Annotated in this window: 15 protein-coding genes and 1 rRNA gene; 5 read left to right on the top strand and 11 right to left on the bottom strand. The window is 42.9% G+C overall.

Annotation, left to right across the window (positions count from 1 at the left end):
* Both WA279_RS14425 and WA279_RS14420 read right to left on the bottom strand, forming a co-directional pair.
* Window positions 1-109 (bottom strand): 16S ribosomal RNA (locus WA279_RS14425); the annotation flags it as partial.
* A 293-nt stretch (window positions 110-402) separates the two neighbouring features.
* Complete coding sequence (locus WA279_RS14420) at window positions 403-1,287, bottom strand: nucleotidyltransferase-like protein (RefSeq protein WP_015715543.1); 885 nt, start codon at window positions 1,285-1,287, stop codon at window positions 403-405.
* A gap of 207 nt (window positions 1,288-1,494) precedes the next feature.
* Here WA279_RS14420 and WA279_RS14415 point away from each other — a divergent pair, with 207 nt between their 5' ends.
* Window positions 1,495-1,848, top strand: coding sequence for a YgzB family protein (locus WA279_RS14415; protein ID WP_014479226.1), 354 nt, complete (start codon window positions 1,495-1,497; stop codon window positions 1,846-1,848).
* Between the two features lie 34 nt (window positions 1,849-1,882).
* On the opposite strand, the gene perR is transcribed toward WA279_RS14415, so the two are convergent.
* Window positions 1,883-2,320, bottom strand: coding sequence for a peroxide-responsive transcriptional repressor PerR (gene perR / locus WA279_RS14410; RefSeq protein ID WP_003223285.1), 438 nt, complete (start codon window positions 2,318-2,320; stop codon window positions 1,883-1,885).
* A 122-nt stretch (window positions 2,321-2,442) separates the two neighbouring features.
* Complete coding sequence (gene bcp, locus WA279_RS14405; RefSeq protein WP_336155771.1) at window positions 2,443-2,916, bottom strand: thioredoxin-dependent thiol peroxidase; 474 nt, start codon at window positions 2,914-2,916, stop codon at window positions 2,443-2,445.
* A 152-nt stretch (window positions 2,917-3,068) separates the two neighbouring features.
* On the opposite strand from bcp, the gene WA279_RS14400 reads away from it, so the two are divergent.
* Together WA279_RS14400 and WA279_RS14395 are read left to right on the top strand one after the other, a co-directional pair.
* Window positions 3,069-4,358, top strand: a complete 1,290-nt coding sequence (locus WA279_RS14400) for a glutamate-1-semialdehyde 2,1-aminomutase (protein WP_015715541.1) — start codon at window positions 3,069-3,071, stop codon at window positions 4,356-4,358.
* 219 nt (window positions 4,359-4,577) lie between these two features.
* Window positions 4,578-5,639: an aromatic acid exporter family protein gene (locus WA279_RS14395; protein ID WP_014113117.1), complete on the top strand. Its 1,062-nt coding sequence runs from the start codon at window positions 4,578-4,580 to the stop codon at window positions 5,637-5,639.
* A 76-nt stretch (window positions 5,640-5,715) separates the two neighbouring features.
* On the opposite strand, the gene WA279_RS14390 is transcribed toward WA279_RS14395, so the two are convergent.
* The 5 genes from WA279_RS14390 to fabL all read right to left on the bottom strand — a co-directional run bounded on the left by WA279_RS14390 (window position 5,716) and on the right by fabL (window position 9,727).
* A complete protein-coding gene (locus tag WA279_RS14390) occupies window positions 5,716-7,458 on the bottom strand; it encodes an ABC transporter ATP-binding protein (protein WP_336155768.1) in 1,743 nt (580 codons plus the stop codon).
* Window positions 7,459-7,544: 86 nt separating this feature from the next.
* On the bottom strand, window positions 7,545-8,075 hold the full coding sequence (gene ntdP / locus WA279_RS14385; protein WP_003223272.1) for a nucleoside tri-diphosphate phosphatase: 531 nt from the start codon (window positions 8,073-8,075) through the stop codon (window positions 7,545-7,547).
* Between the two features lie 143 nt (window positions 8,076-8,218).
* Window positions 8,219-8,479, bottom strand: coding sequence for a YgaB family protein (locus tag WA279_RS14380; RefSeq protein WP_003242708.1), 261 nt, complete (start codon window positions 8,477-8,479; stop codon window positions 8,219-8,221).
* Window positions 8,480-8,651: 172 nt separating this feature from the next.
* A complete protein-coding gene (gene sspE, locus WA279_RS14375; RefSeq protein ID WP_014476214.1) occupies window positions 8,652-8,906 on the bottom strand; it encodes a gamma type acid-soluble spore protein SspE in 255 nt (84 codons plus the stop codon).
* A 68-nt stretch (window positions 8,907-8,974) separates the two neighbouring features.
* Window positions 8,975-9,727: an enoyl-[acyl-carrier-protein] reductase FabL gene (gene fabL / locus WA279_RS14370; RefSeq protein WP_003223262.1), complete on the bottom strand. Its 753-nt coding sequence runs from the start codon at window positions 9,725-9,727 to the stop codon at window positions 8,975-8,977.
* An 81-nt stretch (window positions 9,728-9,808) separates the two neighbouring features.
* Between fabL and WA279_RS14365 the strand changes: the two genes are divergently transcribed.
* On the top strand, window positions 9,809-10,033 hold the full coding sequence (locus WA279_RS14365; protein ID WP_003233542.1) for a hypothetical protein: 225 nt from the start codon (window positions 9,809-9,811) through the stop codon (window positions 10,031-10,033).
* 7 nt (window positions 10,034-10,040) lie between these two features.
* On the opposite strand, the gene mutY is transcribed toward WA279_RS14365, so the two are convergent.
* Window positions 10,041-11,150, bottom strand: a complete 1,110-nt coding sequence (gene mutY / locus WA279_RS14360) for an A/G-specific adenine glycosylase (RefSeq protein WP_336155766.1) — start codon at window positions 11,148-11,150, stop codon at window positions 10,041-10,043.
* Between the two features lie 215 nt (window positions 11,151-11,365).
* Between mutY and WA279_RS14355 the strand changes: the two genes are divergently transcribed.
* On the top strand, window positions 11,366-12,349 hold the full coding sequence (locus tag WA279_RS14355; RefSeq protein ID WP_014476212.1) for a metal-dependent hydrolase: 984 nt from the start codon (window positions 11,366-11,368) through the stop codon (window positions 12,347-12,349).
* On the opposite strand, the gene WA279_RS14350 is transcribed toward WA279_RS14355, so the two are convergent.
* A complete protein-coding gene (locus WA279_RS14350) occupies window positions 12,342-14,927 on the bottom strand; it encodes a YfhO family protein (RefSeq protein ID WP_336155764.1) in 2,586 nt (861 codons plus the stop codon). The genes WA279_RS14355 and WA279_RS14350 overlap by 8 nt on opposite strands.
* Window positions 14,928-14,951: the final 24 nt, after the last annotated feature.

The following is a 14,951-nucleotide window of genomic DNA, read 5'->3' as shown; positions in this document are numbered from 1 at the left end:
CCCGTCCGCCGCTAACATCAGGGAGCAAGCTCCCATCTGTCCGCTCGACTTGCATGTATTAGGCACGCCGCCAGCGTTCGTCCTGAGCCAGGATCAAACTCTCCGATAAATGGATCACAGGTTAAGTTCACCGCATCCTGCGGCGACACCTGTGTGACCTGCATCGTGCAGGCCCTAGTTTGACTGACTACGCACATCGCTGTGCGATTTTTTAAAAACTGAATTAACAGGTACGTTTTGTCTTGTTTAGTTTTCAAAGATCATTTTCGCTTCTTGTTGAAGCGACTTTATTAATATAACATTTTGACTTTCTTTTGTCAAATGTTTTTTTGATTTATTTTCCCGCCGCTGTGAGCTTGTTTTCTCAGAAGCGCATCAGCGACGTTTAATAATATAACACGGTCAAGAATCAGAGTCAACACCTTTTTTAAAAGAATATCCTCGGTGATAGACAGCCTGTCCTTTCGTTTCTATCTGGCAGACGTTGATAAGTCCCTTTTCTGTCAAGTAATCAAGCATAACGCCAAGATCTTGGGTAAAGTGCTTTAGGTCATGATGTTGAAGGAGCTCACCGAATTGCCAAATGTCTTTTTCTTTCATTACTTCGAAAAGATGCGCCGAACCGATCTCGGCTTTGGAATGGATGAGAAAATCATTTGCTAAGAATAATAATTCAAGTCTTTTTTCCAGGCTCTCGTGACTTTCAATCAGCTCGGAATATAACTTGTACACTTGCGGCTCCATCTGGCGCACTTGGCTCCACACCGTGGTTTCGGGATGGAATCCTCTGTCGATTACTTCAATACGTGCTAAATGATGCAGCGCATGAACAACGGCGTTGTAGGCATCTAAAAATTGATTGGCTTCAAAAAAAGCTTTCCCTTCAACATACCTTCTGATTAATTTGCCGTATTCGAGTCCGATCTTCAGTTTACGTTCGGCAAACGGAAATGTATTCAGCCTGTCAATCAGTTCAACTACGTATTCATTACGGTCAAACAAAACTCTGCCATTTACAATCCAATCTATGATTCTTCTATTTGTTCCGAGCAAAATCCATTCTTGAATCTGAGAATCTGTTACCACATGCAAAGAAGCTGTTTGATGATCAAATTCATAATGCTTTATAAAAACTGGATCATCAGCATCTTTTACAATTACCAGCAAAGCTGCATCAAAGTTATCTGTTAAGGAAGATGTTTTGTTTCTTCTCTCAATCATAATGACAGCCAATGTATTGGGGTGACTTGCTCTTTCTTGGTAAATTGGACGGAGAAGATTTTCCATCACTATTCCTCCAATGCAATTGTTCAAATTTTTTTATTCTCTATTTGATTCAATTCTATGGTTAAAACGAAATTCCTTTTTTCTAAACACATTGAACTATTATAAACAATTTCACAGTAAGTCTCCATAAGTAAATTCCAATTCAACCGAAAACATGAAGAAAATCCCATCGGGTTTGTGCTATAGTTAAATCAGAGGGGGATGGACATGGCGAAATACTCCAGCAAAATTAATAAAATCAGAACATTTGCGTTAAGTTTGGTTTTCGTTGGGTTTATCATTATGTACATCGGGATCTTTTTCAAAGAGTCAGTTTTGCTTTCTAGTTTGTTTATGATACTTGGGCTTTTATCCATCGGTCTCAGCACGGTAGTTTACTTTTGGATCGGAATGCTTTCGACTAAAGCGGTTCGCGTCATTTGTCCAGGCTGTGATAAAGAGACAAAGGTTTTAGGAAGAGTCGATATGTGCATGCATTGCCGAGAGCCGCTGACTTTAGATAAGGGATTAGAAGGAAAAGAATTTGATGAGTCTTATAATAAAAAGAAAATGTCGAAATAAAATAAGCTGACCGTTTCGTGCGGTCAGCTTATTTTTAATGATTTTCTTTTTTCGAACACTCTTGGCAGACGCCGTAAATTTCTAAACGGTGGTGGCTTACCTTGAAGCCCGTGACGTGGGCAGCGAGCTGTTCCACTTCATCAAGGCCCGGGTAGTGGAAGTCCACAATTTTCCCGCAGTTTTCGCAAATCGCGTGATAGTGATCGGATGTCACAAAATCGAATCTGCTGGAAGCATCACCGTATGTGAGCTCTTTTACCAAACCTGATTCCCGGAACACACGCAAATTGTTATATACCGTCGCTACGCTCATGTTAGGAAATTTCCCTTCCAGAGCTTTATATATATCGTCCGCTGTTGGATGAGCCATAGAGTTAACGAGATATTCCAGAATCGCATGACGTTGAGGAGTAATGCGAACTCCGGTTTCCTTCAACGTTTCTAAGGCTTCTTTTAGTTCATGTGCAGCCATCCGTCATGCACCTCTCTTCTAAAAAAAATTCTTACATTGTAATGTTTATAATTAGTGTAACTCTTCCTACGATAATTTGTCAATTGATATCAGGGTAAAAGTAAGCATAGGCTCATAGAGATTTACTTTTCCGACATACCTTTGAGGGTTTGAAGCGCTTCGGCTACATGGTCCTTTACTTTTACCTTTCTCCATTCTTTAATGACCCGGCCTTCTTTATCAATTAAAAAAGTGGAACGCTCGATTCCCATATACTCTTTTCCGAAGTTTTTCTTCAGCTTCCACACATCAAACGCTTCCGCCAGCTTATGCTCGTCATCAACAAGAAGCAGAAATGGCAGGTTATGCTTCTCTTTAAATTTTCCGTGTTTTTCCTGGCTGTCCGGGCTGACGCCAATAATGACGGCATCCAGTTCGGCGAAGCTTTCGTGACTGTCCCGAAAATCGCATGCTTCAGTTGTACATCCCGGTGTCATGTCCTTTGGATAAAAATAAAGCACGATGTACTTTCCTTTATAATCCGATAATTTTACTGTTTCCCCATGATCGCCTTTTAACTCAAGATCAGGCGCTTTTTGTCCGATTTCTATAGTCATTACGTTACCTCCGGATGTTTTTTTATTAAGCGTATCCAATTCTTGTCCAGATTACAACCATCTCAGCTGAATCTGAAGCCCGAAGCCATTGTTCTTGTTCGGAAGCATGCTACAATAGAAAGGACGCATGGAGATATAGGAGGTTTTTATTCTTGCATACAAAATCAATTGAACTTCACAATGAGGCATTACAGCACATTGTCGGCGGTGTAAACAGCCCGTCTAGATCATATAAAGCAGTCGGCGGCGGTTCTCCTGTTGCAATGGAGAAAGCAAGCGGCGCTTATTTTTGGGATGTGGACGGCAACAAATACATCGATTATTTAGCGGCGTACGGTCCGATTATTACAGGACATGCCCACCCGCATATTACAGAAGCGATTAAAAAAGCGGCAGAGAACGGTGTATTGTATGGAACACCAACGAAACACGAGGTTACATTTGCAAAGATGCTCAAAGAAGCCATTCCCGCTATGGACAAAGTAAGATTCGTCAATTCGGGTACAGAAGCCGTTATGACGACCATCCGCGTGGCTCGCGCATATACAGGCCGGACAAAAATCATTAAATTTGCGGGCTGCTATCACGGGCATTCGGACCTTGTGCTTGTCGCCGCAGGCTCCGGCCCGTCTACTCTAGGCACACCAGACTCAGCCGGTGTACCGAAAAGCATTGCAAACGAAGTGATCACAGTACCATTTAATGATATCGATAGCTATAAAGCAGCTCTTGATAAATGGGGCAGTGAAATCGCGGCGGTTCTCGTTGAACCGATTGTCGGCAACTTCGGTATCGTGGAGCCGAAAGAGGGCTTCTTAGAAAAAGTAAATGAATTGACACATAATGCAGGCGCTCTCGTTATTTACGATGAAGTCATTACGGCTTTCCGCTTTATGTATGGCGGCGCTCAGGATCTCTTACAGGTGAAACCAGATTTAACAGCACTCGGGAAAATTATCGGCGGCGGACTTCCGATTGGCGCCTATGGCGGCAAACAAGAAATCATGGAGCAGGTAGCTCCGCTAGGGCCTGCTTATCAGGCAGGAACAATGGCAGGGAACCCCGCTTCCATCCTATCAGGCATCGCTTGTCTGGAAGTGCTCAAAGAAAAAGGCGTGTATGAAAAGCTTGATCACCTTGGCGCTATGCTTGAGGAGGGTATTTTGAAGCACGCAGAAACACACGGCATCACCATTACGGTCAACCGGTTAAAAGGTGCGCTCACGGTATACTTCTCTGATGAGAAAGTGGAAAATTACGAGCAGGCTGAACGGAGTGACGGAGAAACATTCGCTACGTTTTTCAAGCTGATGCTGGAACGCGGAATTAATTTAGCACCTTCTAAGTATGAAGCTTGGTTTATTACCACAGCACATACAGAGCAGGATATTAAAGACACGCTTGCAGCGGTCGAGGATGCTTTTAAACATCTTAAAAACTAGAATCAGATACCTTGAACAGGAGCTTTGGGCTCCTGTTTTTTTATGGAATCAAACAACGTGTAAGATTTTGGTCTTTTTCTAGAAAAATAGCTTGAATATTTGTATCGATCCCTGTATATTACTTAATTGTTTAGCAAATAAACTAACCGGGAATTTTAAGGATTAGCCCATTTGCTATGTCACACAATTTACTATAGAAAGGAATGCACGCACAAACCAATGAAACTTGGTGCCCGCATTTTCAAAACCGGGATTGCGATTACACTTGCTCTTTATTTGGCTTCGTGGATCGGGCTTCCCGCGCCGATTTTCGCTGGAATTGCAGCGATATTTGCGATCCAGCCGTCGATTTACCGCTCTTTTCTCATTATTATTGACCAGGTTCAAGCAAATATCATCGGAGCTGTGATTGCCACAGTGTTCGGCCTTATTTTCGGACCCAGCCCGATTATGATCGGGTTAACAGCAGTTATTGTCATTACAATTATGCTGAAACTTAAAATTGAACATACAATTTCAATTGCTCTTGTAACAGTCATTGCGATATTAGAATCTGCCGGTGACGACTTTTTAATGTTCGCGCTGATCAGAACAAGCACAGTCATCTTAGGGGTGCTTTCTTCCTTTATCGTCAACCTTGTGTTTTTGCCTCCTAAGTACGAAACAAAGCTGATTCATAATACCGTCGAAAACACCGAAGAAATTATGAAGTGGATCAGATTGTCCATGCGGCAGTCGACAGAGCATTCGATTTTGAAAGAGGATATTGAAAAACTGAAAGAAAAAATGATCAAGCTTGATCAGACATATCTTCTATATAAAGAAGAAAGAAGTTACTTTAAGAAAACGACTTATGTGAAATCAAGAAAGCTTGTCCTGTTCAGACAGGCCATTATTACTGCAAATCGGGCGCTTGATACATTGAAGAAGCTGCATCGTCTGGAAAACGAGATCTATCATATGCCGGAAGAGTTTCAGGAAACATTGACTGAAGAACTTGATTACCTGCTTTACTGGCATGAACTGATTTTGATGAGGTTTGTCGGCAAAATCAAGCCGCATGATGACGCAGATGAAGAAGGCATCCGGTATAAGCAGCTTTTAACAAAGTCATTTTTAAAAAATCAGCAGAATACGGATGATGAGCTTATTGATTACAACATGCTTAATATTATGGCAAGTGCCGTAGAATATCGCGAGCAGCTTGAACATTTGGAAACACTTATCACAAGCTTTCAAACGTATCATCCGAAAGACTGCGAAATAGAAACAGAAGAGTAACCCGGTTAAACAGCCGGGTTTTTTTATATACAAAAAAATCTTATATCCTTCGTTAAAAGGATATAAGATTGATGTTTTAGTTCAAATTTTGGATGGTAAATAAGTGCTTGTACTGGCTCTCATAGTCCATGAGTTCATCATGGGTTCCGATTTCAATGATTGTGCCGCTTTCCATGACAACAATCTTATCCGCATGGGTGATTGTCGATAAACGGTGGGCGACAACAAAAGTTGTTCTATCCTTCGCCAGTTTGTCCATCGCTTCTTGAATGTAATGCTCACTTTCCAAATCCAGAGCTGATGTAGCTTCATCTAAAATGAGGAGCGGCGGATTTTTCAGGAATACCCGCGCAATTGAGATCCGCTGCTTTTGTCCGCCTGAAAGCTTAACGCCTCTTTCTCCCACCCGGGTCTCATATCCTTCTGGAAAACTCATGATAAATTCATGGGCATTTGCAGCTTTGGCGGCTTCGATTATCTCTTCAAGTGTGGCATCAGGCTTGCCGATCGCGATATTTTCCCGAATCGTTTCACTAAATAAAAAGGTATCCTGAAGCACCATACCAACCTGGTTGCGAAGGCTTCTTGCTTCATAATCGCGAATATCCGTCCCATCAATCAGCAGTCTGCCGCTTGTTACATCATAAAATCTTGGGATCAGGCTGACGAGCGTTGATTTTCCTCCTCCGCTCATGCCGACGAGAGCTACAGTTTCTCCTCTATTTACTTTTAAGGATACATCATGAAGAATATTTTCTTTGTTCTTCTCATATTGAAACGAAACGTTTTGAAACTCCACTCCTCCGCGAATCTGATCGGCCTTTATCGCATTTGGTTTGTCAGTGAGTTCATAGGGCTCGTCAATAAATTCAAACACCCTGTCCATTGATGCGATTGACTGTGTCAAAGTTGTAGAGGAATTGATCAGCCTTCTAACAGGGTTGTACATTCTGTCAATATATCCGACAAACGCGACCATTGTTCCGACTGTCAGCGGTCCATTAATGACAAAATACCCGGCGCACGCTATGACGATGAGCGGCGCCAAATCTGTAATGGTATTAACGACCGCAAAGGTTTTGGCGTTCCAATTCGTGTGGCGGATGGCTTTATCTAAGAAATGACCGTTTTTCTCATTAAATTGAGCCTGTTCATGATCTTCTATCGCAAAGCTTCTGATAACAGGCATGCCTTGAATGCGTTCGTGCAAATGCCCCTGCACTTGAGCAAGAGCCTGTGAGCGCTCCCTGGTCAGCTTTCGTAAACGGCCGTAAAAATACTTCACTGATATTCCGTATAATGGGAATAATACGATAGAGATCAGCGTTAATTTAACGTCCAGTGTGAGCATGATAGAGATTACGATCAAAATCGTCAGCATATCGAGCCATATATTCATCAGCCCTGTGATGACGAAATCCTTTGTTTGTTCTACATCATTAATCACTCGGGAAATGACTTCCCCTGTTCTTGTATTCGCGTAAAAACGCAGGCTCAGTTTTTGTATATGGTCAAACAGCTTAGCTCTTATATCATAAAGCACCTTGCTGGCAGTCCACTGGGCAAAATATTGCCGGTAATATTCAACAGGCGGGCGCAAAATTAAAAATAAGGCGAACATGATCGCCATAATCGTGAACAATGACGTAGTTTTGTCACTGGCCGTGCCGCCTCCTTGAATAATGTCGTCAACTACGTACTTCAGAAGCAATGGGAGAGCAAGCGGAATGGAGAATTTTACGATCCCGATTAACACTGTAACGAAAATTTGCTTCTTATAAGGTTTGACGAATTGCATGTAGCGTTTCATAACCCCCACGTTGATTCCCCCTCTCTCTTTATCATGATGTGTGTGAGCCCATGTGAAAAACCTGTTGTACCCCGCAACAGGTTTTTACGTAACCATTATTTTGTATAGCGCAAATACCGTTCATACCACATATCGACAAACTCGGGCGCAAACGGTCCCTGACGCTGGTGAATCCAATGGAGCAGCGTATTTAAGTAGTCTCTTAAAATACTGTCGATTTCTTTTGGATAATTCATGGCTTTCCGATGATCATCATATTCGTCTTCATCGAGAATATTGTAGGTCATGTCAGGAAAAACCTTAACATCTAAGTCATAATCAATATATTTAATTGCTTCGCCATCATAGGCAAACGGAGAACTGATGTTGCAATAATAATGAACCCCATCTTCCCTCAGCATCCCGATGACATTAAACCATTGTCTTGCGTGAAAATAACAGATTGCGGGCTCTCTGGTTATCCATGTCCGGCCGTCTGATTCGGTTACCATCGTCCGGTCATTGGCTCCGATGACACACATTTCTGTACTTTTTAAGATTGTTGTCTCATTCCAAATTCTATGAATCAGCCCGTTGTGCTTATAGCTGTGAATTTGAATGGTTTCTCCTTCCTTGGGATAGCCCATATTTCTCCCCTACTTTCTATAAAGCCCTACAGTTAGTATGTCCAAATTTGCTTACCGACAACGTCTTTTACCTATTATAACGTTACAAATTGAAAAATGAAAATAAAAGAGCCATTCCGGCCGGGGAATGGCACATTCCTGCACTACACAAAGGAAGACGGCTTTTCTGAGCTGCGATATGAACGAATGACCTGCTCTGTCTGCTTTTGAAACATATCCTGTATATCGGCAAGGTGTTTCCGTTTTACCGCAATTTCAGCCTGAATCCCACGCAGCCTTGCATCCCTTTCCAAATGCCGGAGTTCCGCCTCAATTTGTTTGCAGCGGTCGAGCTCTGATTGGAGATCGAGAAGCTTATCCATCGTTTTCATCTGTTCACTTACCAGCTTTTCAAATTCCGTCATCGGTTCCTCCTTCAGCCTGATGAAAGTATAAACATTTCCTCCTTTAATCATTTCGATCTCCATAAAGCAAACCCTTTGACTCATTCTGTAGACCTTCCACAAGTTTTGTCGTTTTTCAAACAGAAAAAAGCACTTCCACCCGAAGATGAAGTGCTTTTTTCTGTTTCAGTGATTAGCTGTTTTGTTGTTTGTTTTGTTCAGCAGATTGGTTTTGCTGTCTTACCTGCTGTACGTCAGTTTCACTAGCGAATTCAGTGCCGAATTGACCTTGTTGGCCAGCTGATTGCTGATTTTGTTTTCTGACTTGCTGAGCGTTTGTTTCGCTAGCAAATTCAGTGCCGAATTGACCTTGACCAGCAGCTGATTGTTGGTTTTGTTTTCTAACTTGTTGAGCGTTTGTTTTGCTGAAGTTATTTGAGTTAGCCATTGTTATCACCTCCACGGTCATTAGAATGTGCAGGTGATCGTATAGCTATTCCTCTTTTTTAAAAATTTTTAAACGAGCAGTGAGCGTCCGCCGTCAACGATAATTGTCTGTCCGCGGATCATGTCAGCCTTGGAAGACACTAGAAACTCCACAGTATCAACCATGTCTTTAATTTCGACCATGCGTCCCGCCGGCGTATTTTGGCGCGCATCCTCAAGCAGATCTTCTCTATTCGGGAAGTGCTTCAGCGCATCTGTGTCGATCGCTCCGCCTGAAACAGCATTGACGATAATTTGTTTTGGTGAAAGCTCAACGGCAAGATAACGGGTTAAAGCCTCTAACGCTGCTTTTGATACACCGACCGTGGTGTAGTTTTCAAGATAGCGGATAGAGCCTAATGAACTAATGCTGACAATATGCCCGCCCCCGTTCTTCTCCATTAGCTTGGCAGCTTCCTGAGCGCAGAAAAGCAATGCTTTCGCATTAATGTTCATCGTCCAGTCCCAGTGTGTTTCTTCTAATTCCATGACAGGTCTTAGTACTCCTGAAGCGGCATTATTGACAAAAACATCAAGTCTGCCGAACGTTTCATCAATTTGCTGAAACATTTCTTTGATTTTTGCAGGCTGTCCTACGTTTGCTTTTACGACAAGCACTTTAACGCCAAGCTTTTCGATTTCTTCCGCTGTTTCTAATGCTGCTTTTTTGCTGCGTGCATAGTTAATGACGATGTTATAGCCGTTCTCAGCAAGTCTGATCGCGGCCGCTTTTCCGACACCGCGGCTGCTTCCTGTTACGAGTGCACATTTATTTTGTTCCATTTTTCCTCATCTCCTTGTAGCGTATAGTTCTTTTATTTCCACAAACAATAATGGCAAGAACTTTAAAGGGGGTCTTCGGTTATGTATGTCGGACGTGATATGAGCGAATTGAACATGGTTTCCAAAAAAGATTGGAAGAACAGTGAACTCGCTTATTTTCATCATGCCTTTCAGCAAATTATGCCTTATTTGAACGAAGAAGGCCAATCAAAATACCGGGAATTAACGCAAGAAATTGAAGCGCGCGGCGGAATGAAGCGCAATGAAGCGGACTACAGCCACGGCACGCGCGTCTCTTACGATTAAGAATGGTTTACGGAGCAGCCGAGATGACGGCTGCTTCTACTGCCATCTTCCAGATTTTTTGATGTGACACCGGGAACGCAAATTGTTCGAGCTCTTCTTTCGTTACTTTTTTCAGCTTGCTGGTATCCGACACTTGTTTTACTTTACCGAAAAACACTGAAATATTCCATACCAGGTGGGTGAAAACATGCTCGACTACACCTTGCAGATCACTGATATCAGCTTGTATGCCATATTCGTTTTCTAAGAAAGCAATGAGCTGTTCACGCTCAGTTTTGATCCCTTTTTGTGTTTCAAGATTAGGGAATTCCCACAGGTTGGCGAGCAAACCTTTAGACGGCCGTTTGTGGATATACACTTGTCCGTCTTCATCAGTCAGTACGATCGCGGCCATGGTTTTGATCCCGGGCTTTTTCTTTTTGCTTTTTACCGGAAGCTCCCGTTCAGTGCCTTCTTCAAATGCCGAGCAATGCTGCTGAACCGGGCATAGCAGGCATGAGGGTGATTTTGGCGTACAGATCAAGGCTCCAAGCTCCATCAAGCCCTGATTAAATTCAGATGGTTTTTCTTTGGAAATAAAAGCTCGTATGGCGTCTTCAAAGATCGTTCTTGTTTTTGGTTTGGCAATATCATCCCAAATAGAAAGAATTCTGGACATGACACGCATCACATTTCCGTCAACCGCGGGAATGGGTTTATTGTAGGCAATGCTGAGCACCGCTCCCTTTGTATAAGGGCCGACGCCTTTTAACCCGCCAAAATCTTTCTCGTCTGGAGGAACAATGCCGCCGTATTCCTGTTTCACTTCTTTTACCGCGCTTTGCAGGTTTCTGACTCGCGAATAATAGCCGAGCCCTTCCCATGCTTTCAGCACCTTTTCTTCATCAGCATCAGCGAGCGCTTCCACTGTCGGGAATTGTTCCACAAACCGGAGAAAGTAAGGAATCACTGTCTCTACTCTCGTTTGCTGCAGCATCACTTCAGATACCCACACCTTATATGGATCTTGGTCCTTTCTCCACGGCAGAACGCGCTGCTCTCGTTCAAACCATGAGATTAAATCATCGCGAAATTGCTGTATGTCTTTTTGTTTTAATTTGTCTTCAAGTACGTTCATATGTGTTTCTCCCCAGTCTTTCGCGCCCCGCTTTTCTTTAGACTGTTTTTTGTTGTACACTAAGGGCACAGTACGATAATATGTTACATTAAATAGTAATAAAGAAAAAGCGGAAACATATGAGAACGATTGAATCAGTTTAAAAATTGGGTATATGAAAATGGGGAATTTCTTACAAAGTGAATGTGCAGGATCACCCTGCAAGGAGGTCACCTATGGATACGGGCACACATGTCGTTATGGGCATCGCACTGGGCGGTATTGCGACGCTTGATCCTGTTGTCGGATCAGATCCGGCAATGGCTCACGCTGTTATGATCGCAACGCTTGCGGGCTCTCAGGCTCCGGATATTGATACTGTGTTAAAGCTTAAAAACAATGCTGTTTATATAAGGAATCACAGAGGATTTACCCATTCAATTCCCGCCGTTTTGTTTTGGTCTGTCATCATCCCGGCGATTCTGTATTTATTTTATCCTCAGGCCGATTTTCTGCACCTGTGGCTGTGGACACTGCTGGCAGTCGTTCTGCATGTCTTTGTTGATATATTCAACGCCTATGGAACACAAGCCATTCGTCCGTTTTCGAAAAAATGGGTTGCGCTCGGGCTGATTAATACGTTTGATCCGTTTATTTTTATCAGCCATCTGGCAGCTATCGCGATTTGGTATGCAGGCGGGAGTCCCGGCATCACGTTTCTCAGCTTATATATCATATTGGCAGGCTACTACTTGGTGCGCCTGATCATGCAGCTGAGAATTAAACGGAAGCTTCATGAGATGATTCATGATGAGATCGAAAGCATTATTATTTCTCCAACGATGAAATTCAGGCAATGGCGAATCGCAGTGACGACAGCACATGCTTTCTATGTAGGAAGAAGCATGGAAGGACATGTCGTGATTCTGGATACATTTAATCGGGTGCCTGTTCCTGAAACCGATGTAATGCATGCGGCAAAGCAGGATGATAACATCGCGGCGTTTCTGTCCTTTTCTCCGGTTTACCGGTGGGAAGTGGATACGTTTAAAGATCATTATGAGGTGAGATTTATCGACCTGCGTTATCGGAGCAAAGGCCATTATCCGTTTGTCGCAATTGTTCACATCGGCCATGATCTCACGATTCGTTCGTCCTATACAGGATGGATATTCAGCGAAGAAAAACTTCAGAAAAAATTAAAGCTCGGCTCTATATAGAGCCGGGCTTTTTACGTCTTATATAAAAAACAGCAAGCAGCAGACTGACGATAGATATGATCGCCGATATTTTGAAGTATGGCGGATAGTAAGTCAGCTCAATGTGATTGTCTCCCTTTTGCGCCTTGAAGCCTATAAAAGCATAATCCGCTTTTTCGATCTTCTGTGTTTTTCCGTTGATCTTCAGCTCCCAGCCTTTTTCATATGGGATGGGAAGCATGATGTACTGGTCTTTTGACAAATGATAGGCAAAGGTCAGTCGATTTTTGTTCCAATTCAGTTTGTCTGCTTTCTCTGTTTTATTTTGCATTACAGCGTTTTTCAGCGTTTTGTAATTTTCTTCATAGAGCGCTATGTTTCTCAGCTCATAGGTTCCTTTCGGAAGATTGATTGAGATATGGCCTGATTTAGGCACTCTTACCGTTATATTATTTACTCCGGTTTTATATATCGATTTGTTCGATTTCCTTGTTGTGACATAATCATTTACCTTTAACGTAAATCCTTTGTCTTTTGCTTTGCTTTTCAAATAAAAGCTGACATAGTAGTCTCCCGGAGCGGATGATGGCTGTTTCGGGGTGATGATCAGCTCTCCTCCGTTTTCTCCAGTTACGGTTAGCAGCCCGTTTTGATACTGGGCTTGTTTTGCGGTGATGTCCGACTTGGTGATCAAATTGGACGGTTTTGGTGTCTGCTCCGTTTTCCCTGATGGTTCTTTTAATATAATTCCTTTCAACATCGCCTGTTCTTTCGCAAGAGCGGGCAATCGGTCCAGCTCACTTTCGCTGTATATGGCATCCGCTGTTTTGACGAATGGAAGCATGTACTGATTCTCATAAACTGCATAATGCTCTGTTTCTAAATGCTTTTTGAAGCCGTACGGAACGCTGGCTTCGTTTGTTTTTTCGGTCATATAATATTTGCCGTAAAGCAGGCTGTATAAATTCGCCCTGTCTCCCAATGACGCGTAACGGCTGACGCTTTCCCTGCCCATATCGATGCTTAAATCATTCCAATAGAAGGCCAGCAGATCTTTGTTTAAAATGCTGGAATAGGCGCTGAAGCCATTAAACCCGTAAATGATTGGCGTATTATTGCGGACCCCGTTCATCCAGTCGATTCTCATGAGCGGATCATCGTTTTCCTTCTGTAAACGTCTGATGAGCTCAGATGATTCCCGCCCTCTGTATTCCTCACTTGTAAGATATTCTTTTGTCACACTGTCCAAATCGCCGCCTTCTGAGAGCGCGTATTTTTGATAGGAGTTGGCGACAAACAGCGAAGAAAGAATGATTATACCGTACACAGCCATTTTTGCCCGTTTTTTCGCAAAAGCTGCAGCAAACAAGGCTGCGATTGTCATGAGTAAGAGCAATAGAATACTTTCATTCGCAGGCTTCCATATATCGAGCTTATACCTTTGAATATGATACAAGTAAAGAAGCAGGACGACAGCTGCGGCCGGGAGCAGTTCTTTCCGTTTCAATTCAGACAGCTGTGACAAACCAGCCGCAGCTGCTCCCGCAATGGTAAAGGCCAGAATATATTCAAACCGGTTTTGCGGGGCGGAAAAACCGTTAAAGACGCTTGCCGCATACGGACTGAAATGAAACAGAATAAACAGCAGGCTCAACCCGGCAAAGAGACGAAACACACGGTTTTTGTAAAAAGAAATCATAAACAAAAACAGCAGAAAAGCGGCCGGCACAATGATGATCCGGCTCGAAAATAAGATATTATCATCGAAATTGAGCCACTCTATTTTCTGGCTGTATGGAGGGCGCAGGTTGTTTAAAAAACCGTATACTACCGGCACAAACGCCGCCGCACTGATGCCAAAAGAAATGAAGCCTGAAACGAGAAATAATCTGATTTGAATCCATCTTTTCTCTTCATGTGGTTCCAAACTAATCAGCCATCTGAACAGCACATAGATTCCGATGAATATAAGGTTTATGTATGCAAAGTAAAAATTGTTGATTAACGTCAGCGAACACGCAACGATAAACCACGCCGGACGCCGCTCTCTAATAATTTTTTCTGCGCCAAGCACAAGCAGCGGAAGCCAAACCATTGTATCGGTGAAAAATTCCCAATACGCTTCGTGACGGAAATAAATAATTGAGACGCCGTATAACACGGCTCCCGTGAACGATGCCGCCCTGTGCTTAATAAGATAATGAAAAACAGAAGCGGACGTAAAGATGATCAAGCTCAATTTGAAAATACTGATAAAAACAGCTGACTCAGCCCAAAAAAGCGTATCCGCTTCTCCGATCAGCTGGACGGCTTGAAGCATCCAAACAGCGGCGGATACAGCAAGAAAAAGAAAAGACGCAGAAAAATAATAGCCGAGCTGACTGAATGTGCCGCCGCCAAGTCCGAATGAATAATTGTAGAAAAAATTCCCGTGTGTATATTGGTCAAATAATAATTTTTTAAATACGATCATTTGCGCAAGCCCGTCACCCGGACCTGTCATATACCTGCCTTCCGCCCATTCTTTCACAAAAAAAGCGTGTGCCAGAACGGACACCAGCAAACTGGCCGCATAGATCATGATATGTTTTCTTTTCATATGAATTCTCCAGTCTTGCTTTTA

The sequence above is a fragment of the Bacillus sp. 204(2023) genome (genome assembly GCF_037027505.1).
Taxonomy (GTDB): domain Bacteria; phylum Bacillota; class Bacilli; order Bacillales; family Bacillaceae; genus Bacillus; species Bacillus subtilis.
Note: the sequence above shows the minus strand (reverse complement) of the source record. Positions and strands in the feature narration are given on the sequence as shown.